General features: G+C 60.2%; 21 protein-coding genes. 7 read left to right on the top strand and 14 right to left on the bottom strand.

The window, feature by feature from the left end; all coding sequences use genetic code 11:
* Window position 1: 1 nt before the first annotated feature.
* The 5 genes from lon to IH881_12125 all read left to right on the top strand — a co-directional run bounded on the left by lon (window position 2) and on the right by IH881_12125 (window position 5,710).
* Window positions 2-2,461, top strand: coding sequence for an endopeptidase La (gene lon, locus IH881_12145; GenBank protein ID MCH7868440.1), 2,460 nt, complete (start codon window positions 2-4; stop codon window positions 2,459-2,461).
* The gene (locus IH881_12140; GenBank protein ID MCH7868439.1) at window positions 2,427-3,317 is read left to right on the top strand and encodes an OmpA family protein; all 891 of its coding nucleotides are present in this window, start codon (window positions 2,427-2,429) and stop codon (window positions 3,315-3,317) included. Before lon ends, IH881_12140 begins: the two co-directional genes overlap by 35 nt.
* Window positions 3,314-4,660, top strand: a complete 1,347-nt coding sequence (locus tag IH881_12135) for a DUF4147 domain-containing protein (protein MCH7868438.1) — start codon at window positions 3,314-3,316, stop codon at window positions 4,658-4,660. The genes IH881_12140 and IH881_12135 overlap by 4 nt, the downstream gene beginning before the upstream one ends.
* A gap of 100 nt (window positions 4,661-4,760) precedes the next feature.
* Entirely contained in the window at window positions 4,761-5,165 is a 405-nt protein-coding gene (locus IH881_12130; GenBank protein MCH7868437.1) for a hypothetical protein, read from the top strand.
* 56 nt (window positions 5,166-5,221) lie between these two features.
* Window positions 5,222-5,710 (top strand): flavin reductase, encoded by a 489-nt coding sequence (locus IH881_12125; protein MCH7868436.1) that lies wholly within the window; start codon window positions 5,222-5,224, stop codon window positions 5,708-5,710.
* Between the two features lie 25 nt (window positions 5,711-5,735).
* Here IH881_12125 and IH881_12120 read toward each other — a convergent pair whose 3' ends face one another.
* The 3 genes from IH881_12120 to IH881_12110 form a co-directional block, all read right to left on the bottom strand.
* Complete coding sequence (locus IH881_12120) at window positions 5,736-6,227, bottom strand: YfiR family protein (GenBank protein ID MCH7868435.1); 492 nt, start codon at window positions 6,225-6,227, stop codon at window positions 5,736-5,738.
* A 63-nt stretch (window positions 6,228-6,290) separates the two neighbouring features.
* Complete coding sequence (locus tag IH881_12115) at window positions 6,291-7,361, bottom strand: transporter (protein ID MCH7868434.1); 1,071 nt, start codon at window positions 7,359-7,361, stop codon at window positions 6,291-6,293.
* 164 nt (window positions 7,362-7,525) lie between these two features.
* A complete protein-coding gene (locus tag IH881_12110) occupies window positions 7,526-8,035 on the bottom strand; it encodes an HDOD domain-containing protein (protein ID MCH7868433.1) in 510 nt (169 codons plus the stop codon).
* Between the two features lie 681 nt (window positions 8,036-8,716).
* Between IH881_12110 and IH881_12105 the strand changes: the two genes are divergently transcribed.
* Window positions 8,717-9,421, top strand: a complete 705-nt coding sequence (locus IH881_12105; protein ID MCH7868432.1) for a hypothetical protein — start codon at window positions 8,717-8,719, stop codon at window positions 9,419-9,421.
* Between the two features lie 100 nt (window positions 9,422-9,521).
* Here IH881_12105 and IH881_12100 read toward each other — a convergent pair whose 3' ends face one another.
* From IH881_12100 to IH881_12050, 11 genes are all read right to left on the bottom strand, one after another.
* Window positions 9,522-9,758 (bottom strand): hypothetical protein, encoded by a 237-nt coding sequence (locus IH881_12100; GenBank protein MCH7868431.1) that lies wholly within the window; start codon window positions 9,756-9,758, stop codon window positions 9,522-9,524.
* Window positions 9,759-10,140: 382 nt separating this feature from the next.
* A complete protein-coding gene (locus IH881_12095; protein ID MCH7868430.1) occupies window positions 10,141-10,443 on the bottom strand; it encodes a hypothetical protein in 303 nt (100 codons plus the stop codon).
* Between the two features lie 868 nt (window positions 10,444-11,311).
* Complete coding sequence (locus IH881_12090; protein MCH7868429.1) at window positions 11,312-12,055, bottom strand: hypothetical protein; 744 nt, start codon at window positions 12,053-12,055, stop codon at window positions 11,312-11,314.
* Window positions 12,056-12,099: 44 nt separating this feature from the next.
* A complete protein-coding gene (locus IH881_12085; GenBank protein MCH7868428.1) occupies window positions 12,100-14,310 on the bottom strand; it encodes a polysaccharide biosynthesis tyrosine autokinase in 2,211 nt (736 codons plus the stop codon).
* A gap of 63 nt (window positions 14,311-14,373) precedes the next feature.
* Window positions 14,374-15,639: an outer membrane beta-barrel protein gene (locus tag IH881_12080; GenBank protein MCH7868427.1), complete on the bottom strand. Its 1,266-nt coding sequence runs from the start codon at window positions 15,637-15,639 to the stop codon at window positions 14,374-14,376.
* Between the two features lie 124 nt (window positions 15,640-15,763).
* Entirely contained in the window at window positions 15,764-16,306 is a 543-nt protein-coding gene (locus tag IH881_12075; protein MCH7868426.1) for a hypothetical protein, read from the bottom strand.
* A gap of 152 nt (window positions 16,307-16,458) precedes the next feature.
* Window positions 16,459-17,142, bottom strand: a complete 684-nt coding sequence (locus IH881_12070; GenBank protein MCH7868425.1) for a polysaccharide export protein — start codon at window positions 17,140-17,142, stop codon at window positions 16,459-16,461.
* Window positions 17,143-17,267: 125 nt separating this feature from the next.
* Window positions 17,268-17,939, bottom strand: coding sequence for a NeuD/PglB/VioB family sugar acetyltransferase (locus IH881_12065; GenBank protein MCH7868424.1), 672 nt, complete (start codon window positions 17,937-17,939; stop codon window positions 17,268-17,270).
* A gap of 76 nt (window positions 17,940-18,015) precedes the next feature.
* Complete coding sequence (locus IH881_12060) at window positions 18,016-19,143, bottom strand: aminotransferase class I/II-fold pyridoxal phosphate-dependent enzyme (GenBank protein MCH7868423.1); 1,128 nt, start codon at window positions 19,141-19,143, stop codon at window positions 18,016-18,018.
* 116 nt (window positions 19,144-19,259) lie between these two features.
* A complete protein-coding gene (locus IH881_12055) occupies window positions 19,260-19,850 on the bottom strand; it encodes a sugar transferase (GenBank protein MCH7868422.1) in 591 nt (196 codons plus the stop codon).
* Complete coding sequence (locus IH881_12050; GenBank protein ID MCH7868421.1) at window positions 19,850-20,353, bottom strand: NAD-dependent epimerase/dehydratase family protein; 504 nt, start codon at window positions 20,351-20,353, stop codon at window positions 19,850-19,852. Before IH881_12050 ends, IH881_12055 begins: the two co-directional genes overlap by 1 nt.
* Before the next feature lie 56 nt (window positions 20,354-20,409).
* Between IH881_12050 and IH881_12045 the strand changes: the two genes are divergently transcribed.
* On the top strand, window positions 20,410-20,976 hold a 567-nt coding region (locus IH881_12045), incomplete at its 3' end, for a PQQ-binding-like beta-propeller repeat protein (protein MCH7868420.1).

The raw sequence follows: 20,976 nt of genomic DNA, 5'->3' as shown, positions 1-20,976 counted from the left end.
CATGGAAGGGAAGTCAGTGAGCGACGAGCGCGAAAAAGAGGCTCCCGAAGAAGACAATTGGGACGAAGCAGACGACATCGACAACGCTGGGGCTGATGTCCTGATCGATTCGACTGCCGATCTGGCTGACGTCGATCTGGGCGGGTTGCCGGAAACGCTGCCAGTGCTTCCACTCAAGAACACCGTGTTGTTTCCGCATCTGGACTCGCCACTGCTGGTCAACACCACTCGTTCGAAGCGATTGATCGACGAAGTGATCGAGAGTTCCAATCGGCTGATGGTCTGCAGCGCTGTCCGGCATCCGGTCGAGGGCAGCCCCGGTCCCGACGATGTCTATGGGGTGGGGACGTTGCTGCGCATCGTCAAGATGATCCGGTTCCCCGACGAGTCGTACCGATTGCTGGTGCAGGGAGTCGCACGCGTATCGATCGACGAATTCGAAAACGGCGACGATTATTTGCGCGGCAAGATCAGCCTGCTCAAGGAGTTCGGTGATCGTGACTCGGTCGAAATGACGGCACTGGTTCGCAATGTCAGCCAACAATTCGCGTCCCTGGTCGGCGAGAGTCACAGACTTTCGGATGAGCTCCACTTGCTGGCCATGAGTCTCGATGACCCCTCGCGTCTGGCGGATCTGGTGGCTTCAAATCTCGATCTGGACGTCGCTGGAAAACAAGAAGTGCTCGAAATGGCCGGGATCGAGGACCGGCTCAAGGAAGTACTCGCGAGAATCATTCGGCAGCGCGACGCGCACGAAATCGAGACCGAGATTCGCGAGAAGGTCCAGACCGAAATGGGCCAGACCCAGCGTGACTACATGCTGCGTCAGCAACTGGAGGCGATTCGCCGCGAACTTGGCGAGGTCGAAGATGATCAGGCGGAACTCGACCGCATGCGCGAACGAATCGAAGTCGCGGGGATGCCCGAAGAGACCCTGAAGCACGCGATGCGAGAACTGGAGAGGCTCGGACAGGCGCCGCCGGCGGCGGCCGAGCACAGTGTGATCCGAACCTATCTCGAATGGATGACCGATCTGCCTTGGAGCAAGCAGTCGGAGGATCGCCTCGACGTTCGCGCCGCACGAGAGATGCTCGACGAAGATCACTACGGCCTGGACAAGGTCAAAGACCGGATCGTCGAGTACATAGCGGTCCTCAGCCTGAAGCGAGATCTCAAGGGGCCGATCCTTTGCTTCGTGGGCCCGCCCGGAACGGGCAAGACGTCCCTGGGACGCTCGATCGCCCGAGCCTTGGGACGCCAATTTGGACGCATTTCCCTGGGTGGTGTGCGCGACGAAGCCGAGATTCGGGGCCATCGCAGAACCTATGTCGGCGCATTACCGGGTCGCTTCATTCAGTGCTTGCGCAAGGCGAAGACCCGCAATCCTGTGCTGGTGCTCGACGAGATCGACAAAGTCGGTTCCGACACCCGTGGAGATCCGTCTTCCGCGCTGCTCGAGGTGCTCGATCCCGAGCAGAATTTCGAGTTCAGCGATCACTATCTCGAAGTGCCCTTCGATCTTTCGGGCGTGCTCTTCATCGCCACGGCGAACATCATGGATCCCATTCCGCCCGCGTTACGGGACCGGATGGAAGTGATCGAGTTGCCGGGATACACCGTCGAAGAAAAGGTCGAGATCGCGAAGCGGTTTCTGGTCCCGCGGCAAATCGAACAGAACGGCATCGACCAGATCGAGTTTGAAATTGCGGATGAGACCCTGCTCGTTCTCTGCGAGCGCTACACCCGGGAGGCCGGAGTGCGCAACCTCGAGAGAGAAGTTGGGGCCGTGTGTCGCAAGATTGCGCGGCGGGTCGCAGAAGGCGAAGTGAGCGGTCCCGTGCGGGTTGAACCCGGGGATCTGTTCGACTTGTTGGGGCCGGAAAAATACGAACCCGACCTGGCCGAGCAGGGCTCACAGCCCGGGGTGGCTGTAGGACTCGCCTGGACACCGGCGGGCGGCGACATCCTGTTCATCGAATCGACGAAGATGCCAGGCAAGGGTGAACTCAAGCTGACCGGATCGCTGGGTGAGGTCATGCGTGAATCGGTCGAAGCGGCTCGTTCCTGGTTGCGAAGTGAAGCCGAGCAGTTTGGCCTGAATCCGGAATGCTTCCTGACGAGCGATATTCATCTGCATGTTCCGTCGGGCGCAGTCCCGAAAGACGGTCCATCGGCGGGAATCGGAATGGTGACGTCCCTGGCATCGCTCTACACCGGTCGCGCAGTACTTCCCAAGGTGGCGATGACCGGCGAGATTACGCTGCGGGGAAAGATTCTTCCTGTGGGCGGAATCAAGGAAAAGGTGCTGGCCGCGAGGAGGGCGGGAATCGAGTGCGTAGTGCTGCCGGAAAAGAACCGCCAAGATATCGACGAGATCCCCGACGAACTGCTAAAAGGTCTGACTCTGGAATATGTCGAGACAATCGATGAAGCACTCAGCCGAACTCTGTCACCTGCCTGAAATCAAAGCTGCAATGGGTGCGGTCCTGATCGCGGTCCTGCTGGTCTTTCAGGCGACTGCATGCGTGAGCACTTTGGCGTACAACGAAGTCGTGGCCGAACGCGACGCGGTCGCCGCCACGGCCGCAAATCTCGGTCAGCGAGCTGGCAAGCTCGAAGTCTCCAACGCCTCCCTCGAAGCGGAGCGAGCGCAGATCTACGATGAACTCGAAGATCTGCGCGTCGAAGGTGAGGCCCTCTCGATCGAGCGGGCAGCGCTCGAAGAGGATGTCGCCCGCCTCACCGAAAGCAAAGCCCAACTCAGTGAACAACTCGAATCGACTAACCTCGCACTGACGACAGCCAGCGATAACGTGCGGGATCTGCAGTCGACCTTTGAGGGTCTGGTCGACGATCTCGAGTCGGAACTGCAGAAGGGCGCGATCGAGATCGAGCAATTGAGATCCGGTCTGCGCGTAGCCGTGTCGGACGACATTCTGTTTCATTCCGGTTCCGCGAATCTCGATCCTGACGGGGTAAAAGTTCTCGAGACGGTCGCTGCTCATATCAAGAAGCTCGATTACGAGGTTGATGTCGAGGGACATACCGACAACCAGCAGATCCGCGGCGCACTCAAAGAGCGCTATCCGACCAACTGGGAACTGGCGGGTGCCCGCGCTTCGAGTGTCGTGCGCTTGTTCGAGTCCGCTGGAATCGAAGGCGCGCGTCTGCAGGCGATTTCGCGCGCCGAATTCGCTCCGGTGGCGGCAAATGACGACACTGAGGGTCGCAGCCAGAATCGGCGAATCGAGATTCGCCTGCGTCCTCGAGAGTCGAGCAAAATCATTCGAGCCGAGTCCGCTCCCGACGAGTCGTGAGCCGGTCCAGCGACCCGCGCGATCAGCTTCAGAAAATTTTGCGAGCAGCCCTTGCTGCGGTCGACGCGAGGGCCGCGGTCTCAAAGGAACTCGCGGTCGAAGCCAGCGGTCTTTCCGTCTGCGGATACAAACTCTCCGGTAGCGCCAAGCTCATTGTGGTTGCGATCGGCAAAGCCGCCGCGCCGATGGCGGCCGGCGTCGCCGCACTGGTTCCCGAGCACATCCGCACGGGCCTGGTCGTGACGAAAGACGGGCATTGCGAAGGACACGATCTCTCGCTCTTCGAAGTGATTGAGGCGGGGCATCCCGTGCCCGACGCCCGGGGAGAGGCGGCGGCCACCAGGGTTCTCGATCTGGTGGCTTCAGCCGACCCGGAAGACCTGTTGCTGGTGCTGCTATCCGGGGGAGCTTCGGCCCTGGCTTCGCTTCCTCCGAAAGGGATCAGCTGCGAAGAACTGGCGGTGACCAATCGGCTGTTGTTGGAATCGGGCGCGGACATCGGCGAATTAAACGCGGTTCGCAAGCATCTATCGCAAATCTCCGGAGGTCGGCTCGCGATGTCGGCCGCGGCATCGCAGATCGCGGTGTTGGCCGTTTCGGACGTTTTGGGAGACCGGCTCGATGTGATCGGGTCGGGTCCCTGTGCACCCGACCCGTCCCGGTTCCAGGACGCGCTCGAGGTTCTCGAGCGCAGAGGCCTCACCCAACGCGTGCCCGCGAGGGTGTTGCGTTACTTGAACAGCGGGCGAGACGGCGAGGAACCGGAAAGTCCAAAGCCCGGAGAGCGAGCCTTTGCCCGGGTTCGACATCGCATCGTGGCGAGCAATGCGGATGCAAGACATGCTGCCGCGGCTGCGGCGACCGCATTGGGTGCGCGCGCGGTTTCGTTGGGCGGGTGCATCCACGACGAAGCGGCACGAGTTGGGCGGCGTATCGCGGCACTCTCGGCGGCGGTGGTCTGTGTGGACCCTGTGTGTCTGATCGCCGGCGGCGAATCCGTGGTAGAGGTTCGTGGCAAAGGACTCGGGGGTCGCAATCAAGAACTCGCTCTTGCGGCCGCAATCGAATTCGACGGATCGGTAGTGCAGGGCGCCGTTCTGCTCGCCGTGGGAACCGATGGCAGTGACGGATCTACCGCGGCAGCCGGTGCCTGGGCTGACGTCGAGACGGTAGAACGCGGACGACGCTGCGAAGTCGATGCTCATCGCGCGCTCGCCGACAACGATTCCCATGGCTTCTTTCGCGCAGTATCGGACACGATCACCACGGGTCCTACGGGGACCAACGTGATGGATCTGGTGCTGGTCTGGGTGCCGGCGCAGAACGACCTCGCGGCTCGCTAGTGTCGGTGTCGAGAAAGCAAAAACAGCACAGCCGATGACGCCCACGCTCAAAAACGGTTAGTGTTGCGACTCGAATGGTCCGGAATAGCGGAGAGAACTCATGATGCAGAAATTCACCAAGCAATCGGTCGGTCGCCTAGTCGGTTGCGTAGTGGCAGCGGCTGTGGCTGTCCTGTTTACGCTGACCGCCGGGACCGCCGACGCCGACAAGAAGATGAGGAGCAAGCTGTCAAAAGAGGTCCGGCTGATCGCCTTCGATACCGAGGCGGGCACGATGACGGTCAAGGAAAAAGGCAAGACGATCGTCTACAACGTCAAGTTCGAGGGGTCGGTCATGACCCGAACGACCGCCACCATCAACGCCAGGCCCATGAAGCTCAGCGAGATTCCGCTCAAAGCGAGAGTGAATATTTACTGGATCAAGGATGAGAACGATCCCAAGAAGCGCTTCGCGCGCAAGGTCGATGCCCTCAGGATTCCGAAAGAGTTCCTCGAAGACCATTGATTGCGAGAAGAGATCGCCCCACGAGAGTTTTCTAGGGCAAATAGAGGAATCTAGCGTTGGCTGTAAGTCCAGAAGAATTCAAAGCATGCCTCGGTTGCCGAGTCTCGGGCGTCGCGATCGTGACATCATGCGACGGCGAACATGTCCACGGAATGACGGTCTCTGATTTCACCAGCGTTTCGCTCGACCCCCCGCTCGTGGTCGTCAGCGTGTCTGAAACCGCCAATACCCTGGATGTCATTCGCGCGGGAAAGTGCTTTGCGGTCAACGTTCTCTCGACGGATCAGTTGGATCTCTCGAATTTGTTCGCATCCGAAGAACGCGAGGACACTCGCTTCGAGGGGCTCAGTTGGTCCAAGGCCGTAACGGGTGCGCCGTTGATTCCGGGATCCAAGGTCATGTTGGACTGCACCGTGGTAGCGATGCACGTCGCCGGGGATCACGTTCTTTGTATTGGACAGGTCGAGCACCTCGAAATTCACGACGTCGAGCCGTTGGTCTACTACCAGGGTGGGTTTCGCGACCTCCGCGGTACGGAAGCATGATGAGTTGAAGCCGCAAGGCTTTCACTCAGTCAATTACTTCTTTTGCGAATCGAAGCAGCTTGGAACTCAGGCGCAAGTTCGCTCGCTTTGCCTCCTGGCGGTTGGCTGAGAACTTGAACTTGTTCCCCTCACGAAACAAGTAGATCATACCGCCACGTTCGAGAAACGAGTCCGCAGTACCGACGGTCAAAATCGGGTCGGGCATTGCCCCTGGTGAGATTCTATTGGATGCCGTGTTTCCGAAGTACACAACCTGACAATGGTGTCGTGTCTTGCGACGCGAAAGGCTCACGACCTCGATCGCTCGTCCATGGAGTCGTTTTGTCTTGACGATCTCTCGCAGTGCATCGGCCAGTGCCGAATCCCCGACTATGGCAAAACAAGCGGGTTCGGATTTGTCGCCAAACGCCGACTCCGGCCAGGTGGTGAAGGTCGCAAAGCGATAGAGGAGGGCGGCGCGAATTTTCAATGCGTCTGCAGCGACGGGGCCGCTGATTGCGAACGCCGCAAAAAACACGGCGCTGGCAAGCCATCTAGTACACGACCGCCGCGATGGCGGAGATGCCCCGGTGCCAAGCATCTACAGAATCCAGTCGATGCTCAGCCCGACGATCCAGTCGGTTTCGAGTTGAGGGCCATCCAGCGATTGGTACACGGGGAGTCCCGCTTCCAGGCCAATCCGCAGGCCCTCGTATTGGCCCTCTCCGGCGAAGGCATTCACTCCGAAGAGCAGGTCGAGTCGACGACCGGCGCGGAGATCGGGATCCGCGGTTGGGACCATCGTTGGCATCAACGCTGGATCGGCGCCCTTGATGTTGAGCCACTGATTCCACTTCAGCCGCAGTGAGACACTGCTCCAGTTGGTCGTCTGTCTTGCCGCCCAGGTCGTGATTTCGTAGCGATCGCCCAGGCGGTAGTCGTGCTTGTTCTTACCCGAATGGATCTTGCCGGAAGCGTGAGTACCCCAGGTCCAGTTTTCGATCTGGCCGAGATAGGTAGCGCCCAATTTGAAGTCGTAGGTTCCTGAGCCGAGTTGCATCGGGTAGGGGAGACGCGCGAAGCTTGCCGGGGCCATCATCATGCCGGGTAGGAGATCGGTCTCGTCGATCGACCCGCTTGGAAAGCTCATGCCTGCAATTGCGATCAGTCGGTGGTGTTTGACGCGATACAAGCTGTACAGCGCGCTGATGCCGATGTCGCCAATGCCACGGCTGTCAGTGGTAAACTTCTTGCCATCCATTCGCACGTGGTCCATCGACTTGCGAAGATACGGCATCATCAGCATGAGCGTGACGTCGTCGGAAACTCCATACATGAGGTTGAACATGTGCATTTCCATGTACATGCTGACCGGAGTGACGGCGAACCCCTGGGCGAAGACCTCACTCTTGCTCTGACTGCTCGTGCCATCGAGGTTGCCGTCCATGCCCATGGACATGAAGCTGTACCCAACCATCCATTCGCCCTTTTCGTGAGTGTGATGAATTCCAGTAATGGCCATCTGGTCGAGTTGCAGCTCCAGGAGATCTTCAAGACTGAAGTCGCCGAGATCCTCCGTCGACGCCGCAATGGCGGGTAAAGCGAATACAAGAACGAGGAAGGCGACCCAACAAACAGACCGCCGCATGAAATGAGTTGTGCCGATGAACATTGGAAAAAGTCCCCCTATTAGAGGCAAGCTGGCTCATTGGCAGCCCCCCCCCCGTATCGTCAAGAACGCGTAATTCCAATAGGAATCATTCTTGAATGGGCGCACCATGTGGCGAGAGTTGCTTGATTTTTACAGTACTCGTGTGATTGATCTTGGGTTGGGGTTCAGCCGATAAAAAACTTCGCGTCCGCCAACGCTTTTTTGCACGTCTCGATTACAGACGGCAGATCCTCTTTGTCGAGCTCGAGCGATTTCCATGCCGGCTGGCTCGCGATGTCGATGTTCGGGATCGGCGCGTCTCTCCCAATTCCGAGACTTGTCATGCACACTGTCGCGAGTGCGACGATCGCTACGAAACGGCCCTGCAATTCGGGCAGCATTGCCAAGGTCTCGGCGTTGCCATGGTGAAAGCGAATTGCTTCTGACAGCGCAGTCGGTAATCGCCAGCGCAGTGCCAGGCGACCGCCGAGCGCTGCGTGATCGAATCCAAATGCGGCTTGTTCCGCTTCCATGAACGATGTACCCCGTCTGTCTACCTCGTCGAGCACCTTGGCAAAGAGCGCGGAGTGGCTGTTGACCATCGCGGTTTTGCCGAAGTCGTGGAGCATGCCCGCTGTGAAAGCATCGTCGTTGTCGATCTGCGGCTCGATCAGCCTGGCAAGTGCAGCCGTCACGGGCCCCGCCATCACGAAATGTTCGAGTCCAGCTGGTGGCAGGAGAGTGGGCAGTGGGAGTAGCCAGCAGCCAAAAGTTTTTGAACTAGGTTATTGAAGAAATTGCAAGGAAGAATAGTGCGGCGAAGAGGACTCGAACCTCTGATCGGGTTTGCAACCGATTGATATCGAGAAGGAAATTTGCCTGATTTTCGCCCAGCACCAAGCCAGCACCAATGATCAGTCTCAGCTCTTCGCCTTGTCCACCAATTCTGTGAGCACGGAGCCCACCGTGTCCCGGCAGCAGTCCAACTCCGTTGTCTGGTACGCGAGCGCGTGAAATTGCGATCCGTGAGGGGCGGTTTTCAATAGTTCAGTTACTTCCGCATCTTGTCGCGCCGCTGGGTCTCACGAGTGCGGATCTGGGCATTTACTGCGGTGGCGAGACCGACACGGCCATTTAGTAGTCCCATCCGGCGTGTCATTGATTCGCCGCGACGAGAAACCCGGTGCGGTATCAGCCTGGGGGTGTGCGATTACACCCAGGCCGTTCGTCGAACTCCAGTCGACGCGATGATCAGGGATCTGTGTCAAATAGGTGTCTTCCCAGTTCTGAGAATGTTTGACACGGCTCTTCAAGTCGCACTGATGATTCACCGATAGTCCGCACAGGTCAACCGTGCGTTACCTGGAGGAATCGCTGTGCACATTCATTCGCGTCTCTTGATCCCAATCCTGGTCGTCCTGATGACGATTACCTGGGCCGTCGCTGCGACCGCGCAACCGGGAGGCAAGGCAGCTCGCGCAGACCACCACCGGGCGGAACACGGGGCCACGCACGTCGGCAAACCAGACGCTTCGGCTCGGAATCGCGAAGAGGGCAGGAATGTGGACCGCGATCGGGACCGCCCACTCAATCGGCGCGAACGGTCCCGTCGGGCCTGCCGCCACAAGTCTCGGCGCGGGATCCCGGGCGGCTGTTATTTCGTCAACGACGAATGGGTCGAGGACTACTACCCCGACGGTGCACCTCCCGCAGCGCAGCAGAAATCAGGTAACACGACCAGCTTGGCGCCGATCACTCCAGTGCCGGCCGAGAGTGGCCTCCACATTATCGCCCCGTCCAGCAACAAACCGCTGAAAGAAGAGTTGATTGCGGCGCGGCGGAACTGGCTCGAGAAGAAGCGCCAATCGGAGGAGGCCTCCGCCGCGCGAGCACGTGCCGAGTATCAGGCCAGGCAAAACGGCGGAGAGGTCGATCCCGCGCTGATCGCGTCGCAAAATCAGGCACAAAGTGAAGCAACGGATGCCCATGCGGCAATCGGCCGGCTTGTCGAGCGCGCGCGCAAAGCTGGGTTTTCGTCCGAGACTCTGGATCTCTACGAGAAAGCAAATCGGGGATACTGATCGGACGGCCTTGAGGATCACGCAGGGCGTGTATTAGCGTCGATCCCGTGACCGGGATTCGACACATCCAATGCTCTACTCGACCGTATTCGAACTCGATTCAGCGCAAACGTGCTGGACCCATGAGATCTGCTGATGCACCCTGGATCGTTCTCAAGGGGCAAGTCACCACGATGGTGCCCTTTGCCCATTTTGGTACGTCGGGCTCCCCTATCGAGTAGTAGAGAATCAGAGCTTTCTCAATTACCTCGCGTCCGGCAGCGAGAGCGAAGTTCTTCACCTTGATCCAGAAGGAGTCTTCTGAGTACGATTTTTGATACGGGGATTCGTCCGACACAGGAAACCTCCGTTGCAATAACGGATCAGCGACAACCTGCGTGTGTAGCCCGTCAGCAAGATTCGGAGATTTGAACGGTCTAATCTAAGAGACACTTTACGGGGTTTGGAACCTCGAGGAGAGTCTCGACACGAGCAAGGAACGAAATCAATCTACTGAAGCCGCGGTACGCGAGATTCGACGGCTCCGTGAGAAGTTCGACCAATCCTTGAGCAATACGCGCTTCACAGTAAGCAACAGGAACGAACTCGTGTCATTGAGCCGACCCTAGAATGTTATCCGGCGCGTTTTCGCTTGAATAACAACTGGGAAGCGATCGCTGAATAATCGCGTAAGTCGCGGCAAACACGATATATTTGACGTGGTTTTCGAAACTACTGTTTCATTTCCCAAATTTGTCTGCAGCTTTGTCAAAAGCTATACCTAGGGCCTTGATCGCTAGGTTTGCACCATGCCTTATTTCTTCATTCGCTTCTTCAGATGAATTCTTGAGCTCATCAATTTTTTGTGTTGTTTTTTTGATCTCTCTTTCAACGTTATCGATGAGGGGTTGGAAGGCTTCTCTGGCTTCGGCTTGGCCCAGTTTAGCTTGAACTTCAGCCCGGCCTTTTAGTTCTTCGAACTTTGCTTGAATCTCGCCCACTTGTGATTGGATCGCATTGAAAACTTCGTCTTTGGTGCTCATTCGTTCTCCTTTGTACAGATGTTACGTGTACGTCGTCAGACTATTTCGGATTGCAGATGGTCTCAGAGCTAAGAGACGGTTTTCAGTATTTACCTAGGCGGCCTGCGCAGATCGGTAGAGCCGCCTTCGCTCGTGCATCGTACGTCGTTTGATCCTTCCATGCATCCCGTCAGCGATCGGAACTGATTGACGGCTTCTCGAATTCCTACTTCGAATGGAGCGGGCGTTGATCCGGTCCCGAACCAGCTCAGCTTCATTCGTGAAGCCCCTGCCCGTGAATGAATAGAGGAACCGGCCCTTGCCTTTGATGACGGGATAGAAGTCGATGAAGGAGTTCTTGCGGCTCGGGACCCTCAGAACTTTTTCGTGGCTCGGCATAGCCAGGAGAGAATCGCGCTGCGCGTTCGTGTCAAGTTCGAGGTCTGGGCGGTTGGAGTCCACCCTTTGTCTTTAGTATAGCGATGCGTAACAACTGAGATGATTACACTTCACACGACATGTAATTGTAAATGCTGCCGACAGGGGCTCTAGGGGCCCTAAGAGGGACTTTTCGATTTGGCTCGGAGTTCGGCGTCGCTGAAAACAACACCGCCATGCGTAATCCAGCAGGCTCATCGGCAAGTTTATTGCTGGCTTGTTGCTGGAAGTTCTTTCTGATTTATCTTACGCATAATTGCGTTATTAGCGAGAAGGGACACTTCGGCGCCGGGTTCCGGGGCACGCGATCGGATCGCAGCTCCCGGCGCAGACGACGGAGAGGTTTACAACTGGAACCTCCGGCGCGTCTTGCGCCGGAGCTCACGCACTGCCGCTTCGCTTGACTGCTTCTAGTCCCTGGTCGTGAACGGTGGGCGGCATCAGCCCAGAATCAGCGCTGCTTCGGGCGGCGCGCCAGGCGCTGTTCAAAGTCGGCCTTCTGTTGCGGAGCGGCGGCAAGTTCTTCGTCGATGACTGCGGGGTGAGGCGAAGCCAGGTAGAGATCCACCAGAGCGTCCATACCCCGGGCTCCGTAGCGGGTCAGCTCGAGGACTTCGGCCCGGGCTGCGGTACGGAGCCAGGGCCGAAGCATCGCCCATTGATCCAACGCGGCAGCGAGTCGGAAACGCACCAGCGAGAAGCTGAGGTCGCGGGTCAGGAACGCCATCTCGAGGGCACCAAGTGAGCCCGCATCGTTGCTCGTGGCTCGACCTGCCGCGGGGTCGCCACGCTCCCGGGCCCGGAGCTTTTGGGCCCGGAGCTTCTGGGCATAGACGAGCCGCGCCCACCCGCTGCCGTCCGCCGGTGCCAGGGCCAGGGCGGCCCGCTGGGCCGCGACCCCAGCGTTGATTCGCGGGACGAACCGCCCCGGGTTTGCTTCTTCGCGCCGGGCGAGTTCGAATTGCAGCAAGGCCAGGTCGCCGTATCTGCGAGCAGGCGTCCCCCACCACTCGGCCGAGCGCTCCAGGGCCGCGACGCCTCGAGCCAGGGATGCATCATCGGGTGCCTGGCCCAGGCCCAGCGCATGAACAACGGGATGGGCGGCGCGAGCGGCCAGCGCGCTCATGCCCCGCGTCCCCCCTCCAACGGCCAGGGCCAGCCCAACGACGAGTGCGAATCCTGCCCGCCCCTTCATATTAGCCCGTCCCGCTCCGTGTCCGCCTTGGATTTCGCGCCCGATCAATTGACGTAATAATCCGAAGCGCTGCGGTAATAGCTGTCCCCGTAGTAGTGTTCGGCATCGCGCTTCAGGTCGACCCGGTTCAAGACCACACCGGCCACGTCAATTTCGAACTGGTGCAGCCGGTGGATAGCCTCCAGGGCCGCTTGCCGCGGGGTCTGCTCCCACCTGACCACAAAGACCAACTTGTCGCAGATCTCGCCCAGCACCGTGGCATCCGAAACCAGAAGCAATGGCGGCGAATCCACCAGCACGAGATCGTAATCCGTCTTCAGTTTTTCGAGCAGGATCCGCATGCTCTCGGAGCCCAGCAGATCTGGGGCGTTGGCGGCCCCTTGAATGACCGGAAGCACGTCCATCTCCGAGCTTTTGTCGGTGACGATCACTTCATCGAGGGAAGCCTGGCCGGCCAGGTACTCGATCAGCCCCGCTTCGGGACTAAGCCCGAGTCTCCGGGCCACAGCGGGGCGGCGCAAATCTGCGTCGACCACGACCACACGCTTGCCCGACTGGGCGATGGACCGGGCCAGACTGAGCGCGATGGAGGTCTTGCCCTCCGAAGCCATCGCGGAACTGAAGAGCACGGCCCGGGGTGGCACATCGACGTTGGATAGCATCAGAGCTGTGCGCAGACCCCGAATCGCCTCGCCATAGATCGAAAGCGGCCGGGCGAGCACGTAATCGTGGGGCGAGAGCAGCTCTTCCTCCACCCGGGCGTCGGCCTCGGACAGCTCCGGGATGGATGCCAACAGCGGGAGGCCCAGCGCGTCCTCCAGCTCGCGGCTGTTGTGAAAGCCGTTGTCCAAGCGCTCGAGGAGAAACACCACGCCGGCGCCCACGATCAGGGACGCCAGAAAACCCGCTGCAGCAAAGAGTCCCTTCCTGGGGTAGCTGGGCTCGACCGGCACGGTGGCAGCGGAGATGATCCGGGCATCGGCCTCTTGGATTCCTTGTTGCTCGCGAGTCTCGTTGAAGCGGCCCAGGAAGGATTCGTAGAGCGTTCGGTTGGCAATGGCGTGGCGGTTCAGCTCGCGCAGCCGGATGCGCGCGGTTTCGCCCACCGAGCGCTGGTGCTGCGCCTCGGTGAGGCTTCGCTCGAGGGATTGGGCTCGCGAACGAGCCACGACGACTTCGTTCTCGAGGTTGGCCACGATGCGCTGCAGTTCGGCGGCCACTCCGAGTTCAAGATCTTTGCGCTGGGCGCGGATGTTGATCATGCGCGGATGTCGGTCGCCATAGCGCGACTCGAGTTCAGCCTGCTCCCGGGCCAGCTCGGCCTGCCTCTGACGCAGATCGTGGACCACGGTGGAGGCCAGCACCTCGGCCACCGATTCGACCCCCGCGCCCGAATCGAGCAGCTCGGTCACGTGGCGAAAGCGCGCCCGCTTCTCGGCCAGATCGGCGCGGGCGAGGATCAACTGGGTGTTGATCTCCACGAGCTGCTGCTCGTCGACCGTGGTGCCCCGGGAATTCACCAGACCATGCTCCGATCGGTAGGCCTCCACCAGGCGCTCCGATTTCTCGACCTCTGCCGCCAGGGCGCCCAGGCGTTCATGCAGCCAATCCGTGGCCCGTTCGGTCGCGTTGAACTTGGCCTCGAGTTGATCCACGAGATAGAACTCCGCCAGGGTGTTGGCCAGCTGGGTCGCCTTGGCTGCGCGTTCGGAAGTGAAAGCGATGGAGATGACGTACGAGCTTCGCCCCACCCGGGAAACCTTCCGCGCCTCGGAGAAGGCTTCAATCAGCCGGGTCTGCTCCAGGGCCAGGCGCTCCTCCTGGCTGGCTTCTTCGGCTTCGCCGGGTGCCAGACCCCGGAGCCAAGCCTGCAGCACAGCCCCCATGCCGGGCTCGCGCAGGGCTTCGTTGAACTCGGGATCGCGATCCAGGCGGAGGGTCTCGATCACTCGGATGGCGAGAGAGTGCGAGCGGATCACCTGGATCTGACTCTCGATGGTCGAAGCATCGGAGGAAATGCCCGCGAGCACAGAATCGAGATCGACCACATTGTGATCGCGCAGGTCGATGAGCACCTCGGCGGTGGCGGTATAGAGCGGGGTCAGTTGGAAGGTGACGAGCAGGACCACCGAGGTGATCAGCAGCACGCAGCCGCCCAGCGCCCAACGCCGGCGCCGAAGCGCACGGAAGATCTCGCCGATATCGATCTCGACTTCGTTCGGCCCCGCGACAGAAAAATGCTCGGCTTGTTTCAAAAGAGGTGCTTGCTCCGTTACCTGGCTCGGGCGCTGCGCGTCCCGTGTGATCCCTGGTGCCTCCTAGTACTGGAGTCGAACGCCAAAGTTGACCTGATGCCGGGTGAAGTCCTGACCGGCCACATTCGAGTCGCGGTCTTCGAAGCTGTAGAGCAGATCGAGGTGAACGAATCGCGACATCCGATAGTCGGCCCCCAGCGAGACGCGAAAGCCGTCGTCCTCCCGGTCAATCCCCTTGTAATCGCCGTTGTAGAACCCGAAATCGAACTTCAGGTGGGCTTCCGGGGTCAGTTCGTGGTCCACCCCGAAGCCTGCATTGGTATAGAGGATGCCGCCTGAGCCCGCAGTCGTGGAATCTACCACGTCCTGGGAAGCCGTGAGCCGAAGCGAGGTCATCTTCGTGACCTCCCACTCGAGATCCACGCGGAAAGAGACGCCGCTGACATCCTTGAGGGCGGAGCTGTCGTAGTTCTGATCGAAGTAGCCGATGGAGGCCTCTCCCGAGATCAAGTTCGTGATCTCGGAGGCCACACCCACCACCAAGTCGTAGCCCTGGGAATCCTGGGAGACACGGGTGTTGGGGGGGGCGGGGAGGGGGAGGGGGTTGGATAGATTCTGGAAGTTACGATCGCTGAACTCCGCGCGAAAAAACCCGCTGTAACCGGGCGAAAAGGTGTACCCCCCCTGGCCGGTGGCGGTCCAGAGATCGCGGTCGCGGAATTTCTGGCTCGAGGGGTCATAGTCGAATCTCTGGAAGTCGGCTCCCCCTGAGAGAGTGAGCTGATTGATGCGATGGTTGACCACCAGACCCGCTTGCAGATGACCGTAGTCGACCGGCTTTGGAACGTCGACCGCATCGATGCCGCCGCGGTCTTCGGTGAGATCCTGATAGCCGAGCATGGCTTTTACATTGCTGCCTTCCAGCACGTCGAGCCGACCCGAGGTGCCGAATCCCCACTCGAGTTTATCCTCCGTGGTGTTGTCCGCTAAGAGGGACGAGGAGAGAAAACCGCCCAGCGAAAGTTCGTTGCTCGACCAATTGGACTCGACGGCGAACGAGGGATCGATCACGAAGCGGGCATCGCTCTTCACTTGGGAGTCGATGGCGAAGATGTTGCTGTCGTACGCGGTCGAAAACCCCAGCTTCGGGTAGCCGGTAAAACCGCCGAGCCCGATCCCCAAGGCGTCGCTCTCTGGGGCGACTCGATCTGGGACGCCGGCGGGCGGGTCCATCTCCTGGGCGCCCGCCATCGGGGCGGCGAGCAAAATAATCAGCAGGAAGAGGCCCGCCAGCTCAACCGAAGTCGAAAAGAGTGAACCAATCTTCACAGTGTGTCTTCCTTTCGAATGTCAAATCGAATGCCAAATGGGATCGAGGATTGGTCGGAGCCAGCCATCGCCCGTTGCCCCGTTGCATTGAGGGTCCCCGCCCGCATTTTGGGATGATTCCGCGCTAACAATTCTCGCTAACGCAGACGACCGTGGTCTGCGGTGGGGGCGGCAGCGGCACCTGGGAGGAATACTGCCGACCGGGCTTGGCTGTCTGAAGGGCAAGTCTCACTTCATGCATCTGGTCAATCAGGCGGCTGACACTCCTGAAATCCCTCCCCTTACCCAACTGCATCGCCTTCTCCTCCAGTGCGGCTCTAATCGTCTCCCAAGCTTCAAAGCTGAGATCGCCAGGCAAGGCATCGAGTATCTGCTGGGTGCGGAGTACTGCATCGTTGCCTTGCACATTGCCAAGGATTTTCGTGATCGCGTCCTTCACCCCAGCCGGATTTCCCGCGTTGTCATCCAGAATCTTCTGGATCGCCTTCTGGTGTTTGACCTGAACCGAATCCTCGCCGTAGGCGCTACCGGCCACCGCTAGCGTCAACGCCAAGGGCAACGCAAAGGTCAACGCAAAGGTCAACGCAAAGCTCAACAACACAGCCACCGCCCGCCCACAGAGTCGTGTATGGAGTCGTGCATGAAGAAGCGTCTCGAATCGTCGCATGTTGATTCTCTCCTAAAGGGATCGCGCGCAATCGATGCGCGGCCAACAATATCATGTTTCGAGCCGAGCGCGGGTGCCGAAGACGAATTTGGTGGGATTCAGTAATTCAAGCTGGATGCCTGTACTCTAAATCAATCTGGGTGCCCGTACCCTCAGAAGAAACGCTCAGGAATGCGAATCACATCGCCCGGTTCGAGGCGAAGTTCGGGGGTGACAGCAAACTCGAGTTCCCGATTGCCGCGCGTGATAAAGACCTTGGAAGTATTGGCCCGGTAGGTAAATCCCCCCGCCACGGCCACCGCGTTCAGCAAATGCATACCACTCACGAAGGGATACTCCCCTCCTTTTTCAACTTCGCCGATGATGTAAAACGGCCGGTAGTTGATCACCTGCACGCTGACTCGCGGATCCTTGAGATAGCCGTCGCTGAGCTGCTCGCGGACCGCCGCCTCAAAACTCCGCAGCGTGCGCCCGCCCGCACCGACCTCGCCCACCAACGGAAGCGAAACCGCCCCGGTATCGTCGACTTCGAACTCGCCCGAAAGATCCTCTTCGCCAAAGACGATGACGCGAAGTTTGTCGCCGCTGCCGAGTTGATAGGCGGCCCGGGGAGGCGTCGAGGTGGTGGAATCCACCGATGCGTCGGGTTGCGGGGCGCCATCAGCGGGGGCTGAGACGGGCGTGGTGCACGCGCTACCCGCGGCCTGGACGACGAGCGCGGCCAGAAGCAGGGCAACGACCTGAAGAAAGGACGGCGGGTTGTGACGCGGAAGTGGACGTCGCGTCTCGGGGTTTGTCCCGGGCGCCCCAAGCCCTGGATCGATTCGGGTGTGCATGGGCGGGAGCTTACCGGAGTCGGGCGGGAGGGGAAGCGGTGGGGTGGAGGTGCGCGGGCCTCATGAGTGCCGGGCGTGACTGCTGGCCGGTTTGGAGGAAGCGCAGAGTCGATCGGCGACGACGCTCAGCCTTCTTTGTAACCTTGGGATTCGAGGGGCTGGGCGGGGTTTCCGACGACGGTACTTCCTGGGGCCACGTCGCGGACTACCACGGCGCCCATGCCCACGACGGCCCCCTTCCCTACTCGGAGCGGCCGGCCCGGCGTGCCCTGTTTCAGGACCGCACCTGTTCCGACGTACGCACCGTCTTCGATAATGATATTTCCGTTGCACGAAACCCGCGGCGCGAAGGTCACGAAGTCGCCGATTAGGCAGTCGTGCTCTACGTAGGAGTAGATGTTGCAGTGAAAATGGGCGCCGATCCTTACGTTCGCGGTCACCATCGTACTCGCGCAGAAAATCGCCCCAGAGGCAATCTCGACCTCGTCATAGCGAACGTGATCCGCGGCGGCGACCTCAAAGAACTCAAGTCCCGCCGCCTGACATTTTTCCACGAGCGCTCTGCGTACATTCGGCTCGGCCACGGCTACGCAAATCCGAGTCGAAGTCAGATCTGCAGAAATCAACTCGCCAAAGGGGATGCACCGCACTCCATTCACCTCGCCCCCCTGCCGCGAGGGATCGTCGTCCACAAAGACAAAGTCCGCATCTCCATCGCGGAGGGCTACCTGCTCGCGAATCAGTGGCATCACACCTCGGCCACATCCCGCTGAACCATAGACGGCGTATCGGATCATGGGATCAAGCTCCGAACCAGGCAGTCTCGTCGACCAACGGCCCTTGAGGACGGGCTATAAACCGTCAAGCACACCTCTACGAAGCACACTCGAGAACCCCTCCCACAACCCGCCTCAAGTCCGAATCCGACAGGCTGGAACCGCTGGGAAGGCAGAGTCCCCGGGCGAAGAGCCCGCTCGAAACCTGCCCCCCGACGCACCGATGGTGCCGGAAGACCGGCTGTAGATGCATGGGCTTCCAGAGAGGACGGGCCTCGATCCGTCGCGTGGCCAGATGCTTCCTGATTGTTTCGGGCGCAGCACCAAAATCTTCCTCGTCGATCAATATACAGGTCAGCCAGGCGTTACTGCCGCCATAGGGAGCTGCGGGTGCAATCCGGATCCCATCCACGCTACCCAGGCGAGCGCGGTAGAACTCCATATTGCACCTGCGCGCGGCCACGCGCTCGTCTAGAACGCGCAGCTGGGCGCGCCCCACTGCCGCCAAAAGGTTGGAGAGACGGTAGTTGTGGCCGATCCTGGAATGCTCGTAGTGGGGCGCAGGATCCCGCGCCTGGGTGGCGAGAAAGCGGGCCGTCTCGACATACTCGGTGTTGTCCGACAACAAACTCCCGCCGCCGCTGCAGGTGATGATCTTGTTGCCATTGAAGGAGAAGACCGAGATGTCACCGAGACTCCCCGCAGCGCGCCCCTTGTAGCTCGCACCCAGGGATTCGGCGGCATCGGCGATAACGGGCACCCCGTACTCGCGGCAGCACGTCACAATGGGATCGTAGTCCGCGCATTGCCCGTAGAGGTCCACCACGATGACGGCCTTGGGGAGCTTGCCGCGGCTCGCCGCCGCACGCATTTCCTGTTCCAGGAGACCGGGGTCGATGTTCCAGGTATCTGGAGATGAGTCAATGAAGACCGGTATCGCCCCGCAGTAGCGGATCGCGTTCGCGGGGGCGGCGAAGGTGAACGTGGAGCAGAAGACTTCGTCCCCTGCCTCCACGCCGAGTGTGAGGAGCGCAAGGTGGAGCGCCGCGGTCCCACTCGAAAGGCCAGCCGCCGCCGCCACACCGACCTTGGCGGCCACCTCTTCCTCGAACGCATCCAAGTCGGGGCCGGCCGGCGCGATCCAGTTGGATGCAAACGCTGCGGAAACTAGTTCGATCTCCTCGCCGGAGAGGTGAGGGGGCGAGAGGAGAATCGGCGGCAAAATGGTTTCTGAATCCGTTGCCTCCACGGTCCGACTCCCTTGGTTCACTGGATCTCCGGCCCTGAACGGCCGACCGGACCGATGCGCTCAGCCGAATCTCCGCCGTCCGGGCAGCCCTCTTACGACCCGGGGAATTCCCTCATAGTCGCCTCACCCTGAGCGTGGATGCCCTTGCGCCTGGCCACATGCCAGAGCGTGCGGAACAGGATCTTGACGTCCAACCAGAGCGACCAGTTATCCACGTACCAGACGTCGAGTTCAAACTTTTCGTCCCAGGAGAGCAGATTCCGTCCACTGACCTGGACAAGGCCGGTTATTCCGGGCTTCACGTTGTGCCGCCTAGCCTGCTCTGGAGAATACCGTTCCAGATAGCGCGTGGGGAGAGGTCTTGGACCCACCAGGCTCATCTCTCCGCGTAACACGTTGAACAGCTCCGGGAGTTCGTCCAGGCTGGTGGACCGCAGCCACTTCCCAACCGTGGTCAGCCGCTCGCCGTCCGGACCCGTCCCCTCGCGCATCGTCCGGAATTTGACGATCCAAAACGGCTTCCCGTGTCTGCCCGGCCGCTGTTGTCGGAAGAGGATCAGCGGCCCGTGGGCCGCCCTGAGGAGCAACGACACCACCAGCAGGACCGGAGCGAACACCACCAGGCCGGCCGCACTTCCAATCACGTCGAGACATCGCTTCGCGACGGCCGTGCGCAGACGCATCATTCACCGTCGGCGCGAAAATATTCCACCGTATGCTCGAGCCCCTTATCCAGAAGGACTTCCGGAACGTATCCCAGCAGCAGCCGCGATTTCTCCAGGCACGCGAGGGAGTCGCGCACCTCGGCTGGGCGGGCCTCGTCATAGCGGGCTTCCGTCGTCGTGCCCGTCATCTCCTGAATTCGATGCCACAGCGCTTTGATGCTCACCCCTTCCCCACAGCCTACGTTGAATACCTCCGCGGCGACTGCCTCTGCCGAGGCTGTGCAGGCCGCCAAATTTGCCGCAACGGCATTCCGGACATAGGTGAGGTCCCTCGTTTGCTCTCCGTCCCCAAAGATTGTCGGAGATTCCCCACGCAACGCCGCGACGATGAACTTCGGAACCACCGCTGCATATTGCGATGCGGGGTCCTGCCTCGGGCCAAAAATGTTGAAATACCTGAGACACACGGTCTCGAGATGATACGTATTAAAGAACGTTCGACAATACTGCTCACCCGCCAATTTGGACGCTGCATACGGGGACAGGGCATTCGACGCCGATTGTCTGGGGCGACCGCGTGTTCGTCACCACGGCCGTATCATTCGGTGAAGCTCTGAAACCAAAGTACAGCGGCTTCCCCAATGCTCATGACGAACTTCCCGTAACACAGCGCCACAAGTTTGTCGTCCTGGCCGTCAGCCGCAGCGACGGAGAGATTCTCTGGGAACAGACCGTGCGAGAGGCACTGCCGCACGCCGGGGGACATTACACCGCGAGCCTGGCGTCCAACTCCGCGATTACCGACGGCGAACGCTTGTTCGCCTACTTCGGCTCCTATGGGCTCTACTGTCTGGATCTGGACGGTGAGCTGCTGTGGGAAGCGGACCTCGGTCAGATGCGGACACTGCACGGGCATGGCGAGGGCAGTTCGCCGGCGCTTTACGGCGAGACGCTCGTCGTCAACTGGGACCACGAAGGCCAGTCGTTTGTCGTTGCTTTCGACAAGCGGACCGGCACAGAGCGCTGGAAGGTAGCCCGAGATGGGGTGTCGTCGTGGACCACTCCCATCATCGTCGAGCACGGCGGAGAGCCACAGGTCATCATCAGTGGCTCGAAGTATCTGCGGGGCTACGACCTGGCCACG

The organism is Myxococcales bacterium (assembly GCA_022563535.1).
Lineage (GTDB): Bacteria > Myxococcota_A > UBA9160 > UBA9160 > UBA4427 > DUBZ01.
The sequence above is the reverse complement of the archived record's forward strand: the minus strand, read 5'-3'. Positions and strand labels throughout refer to the sequence as shown.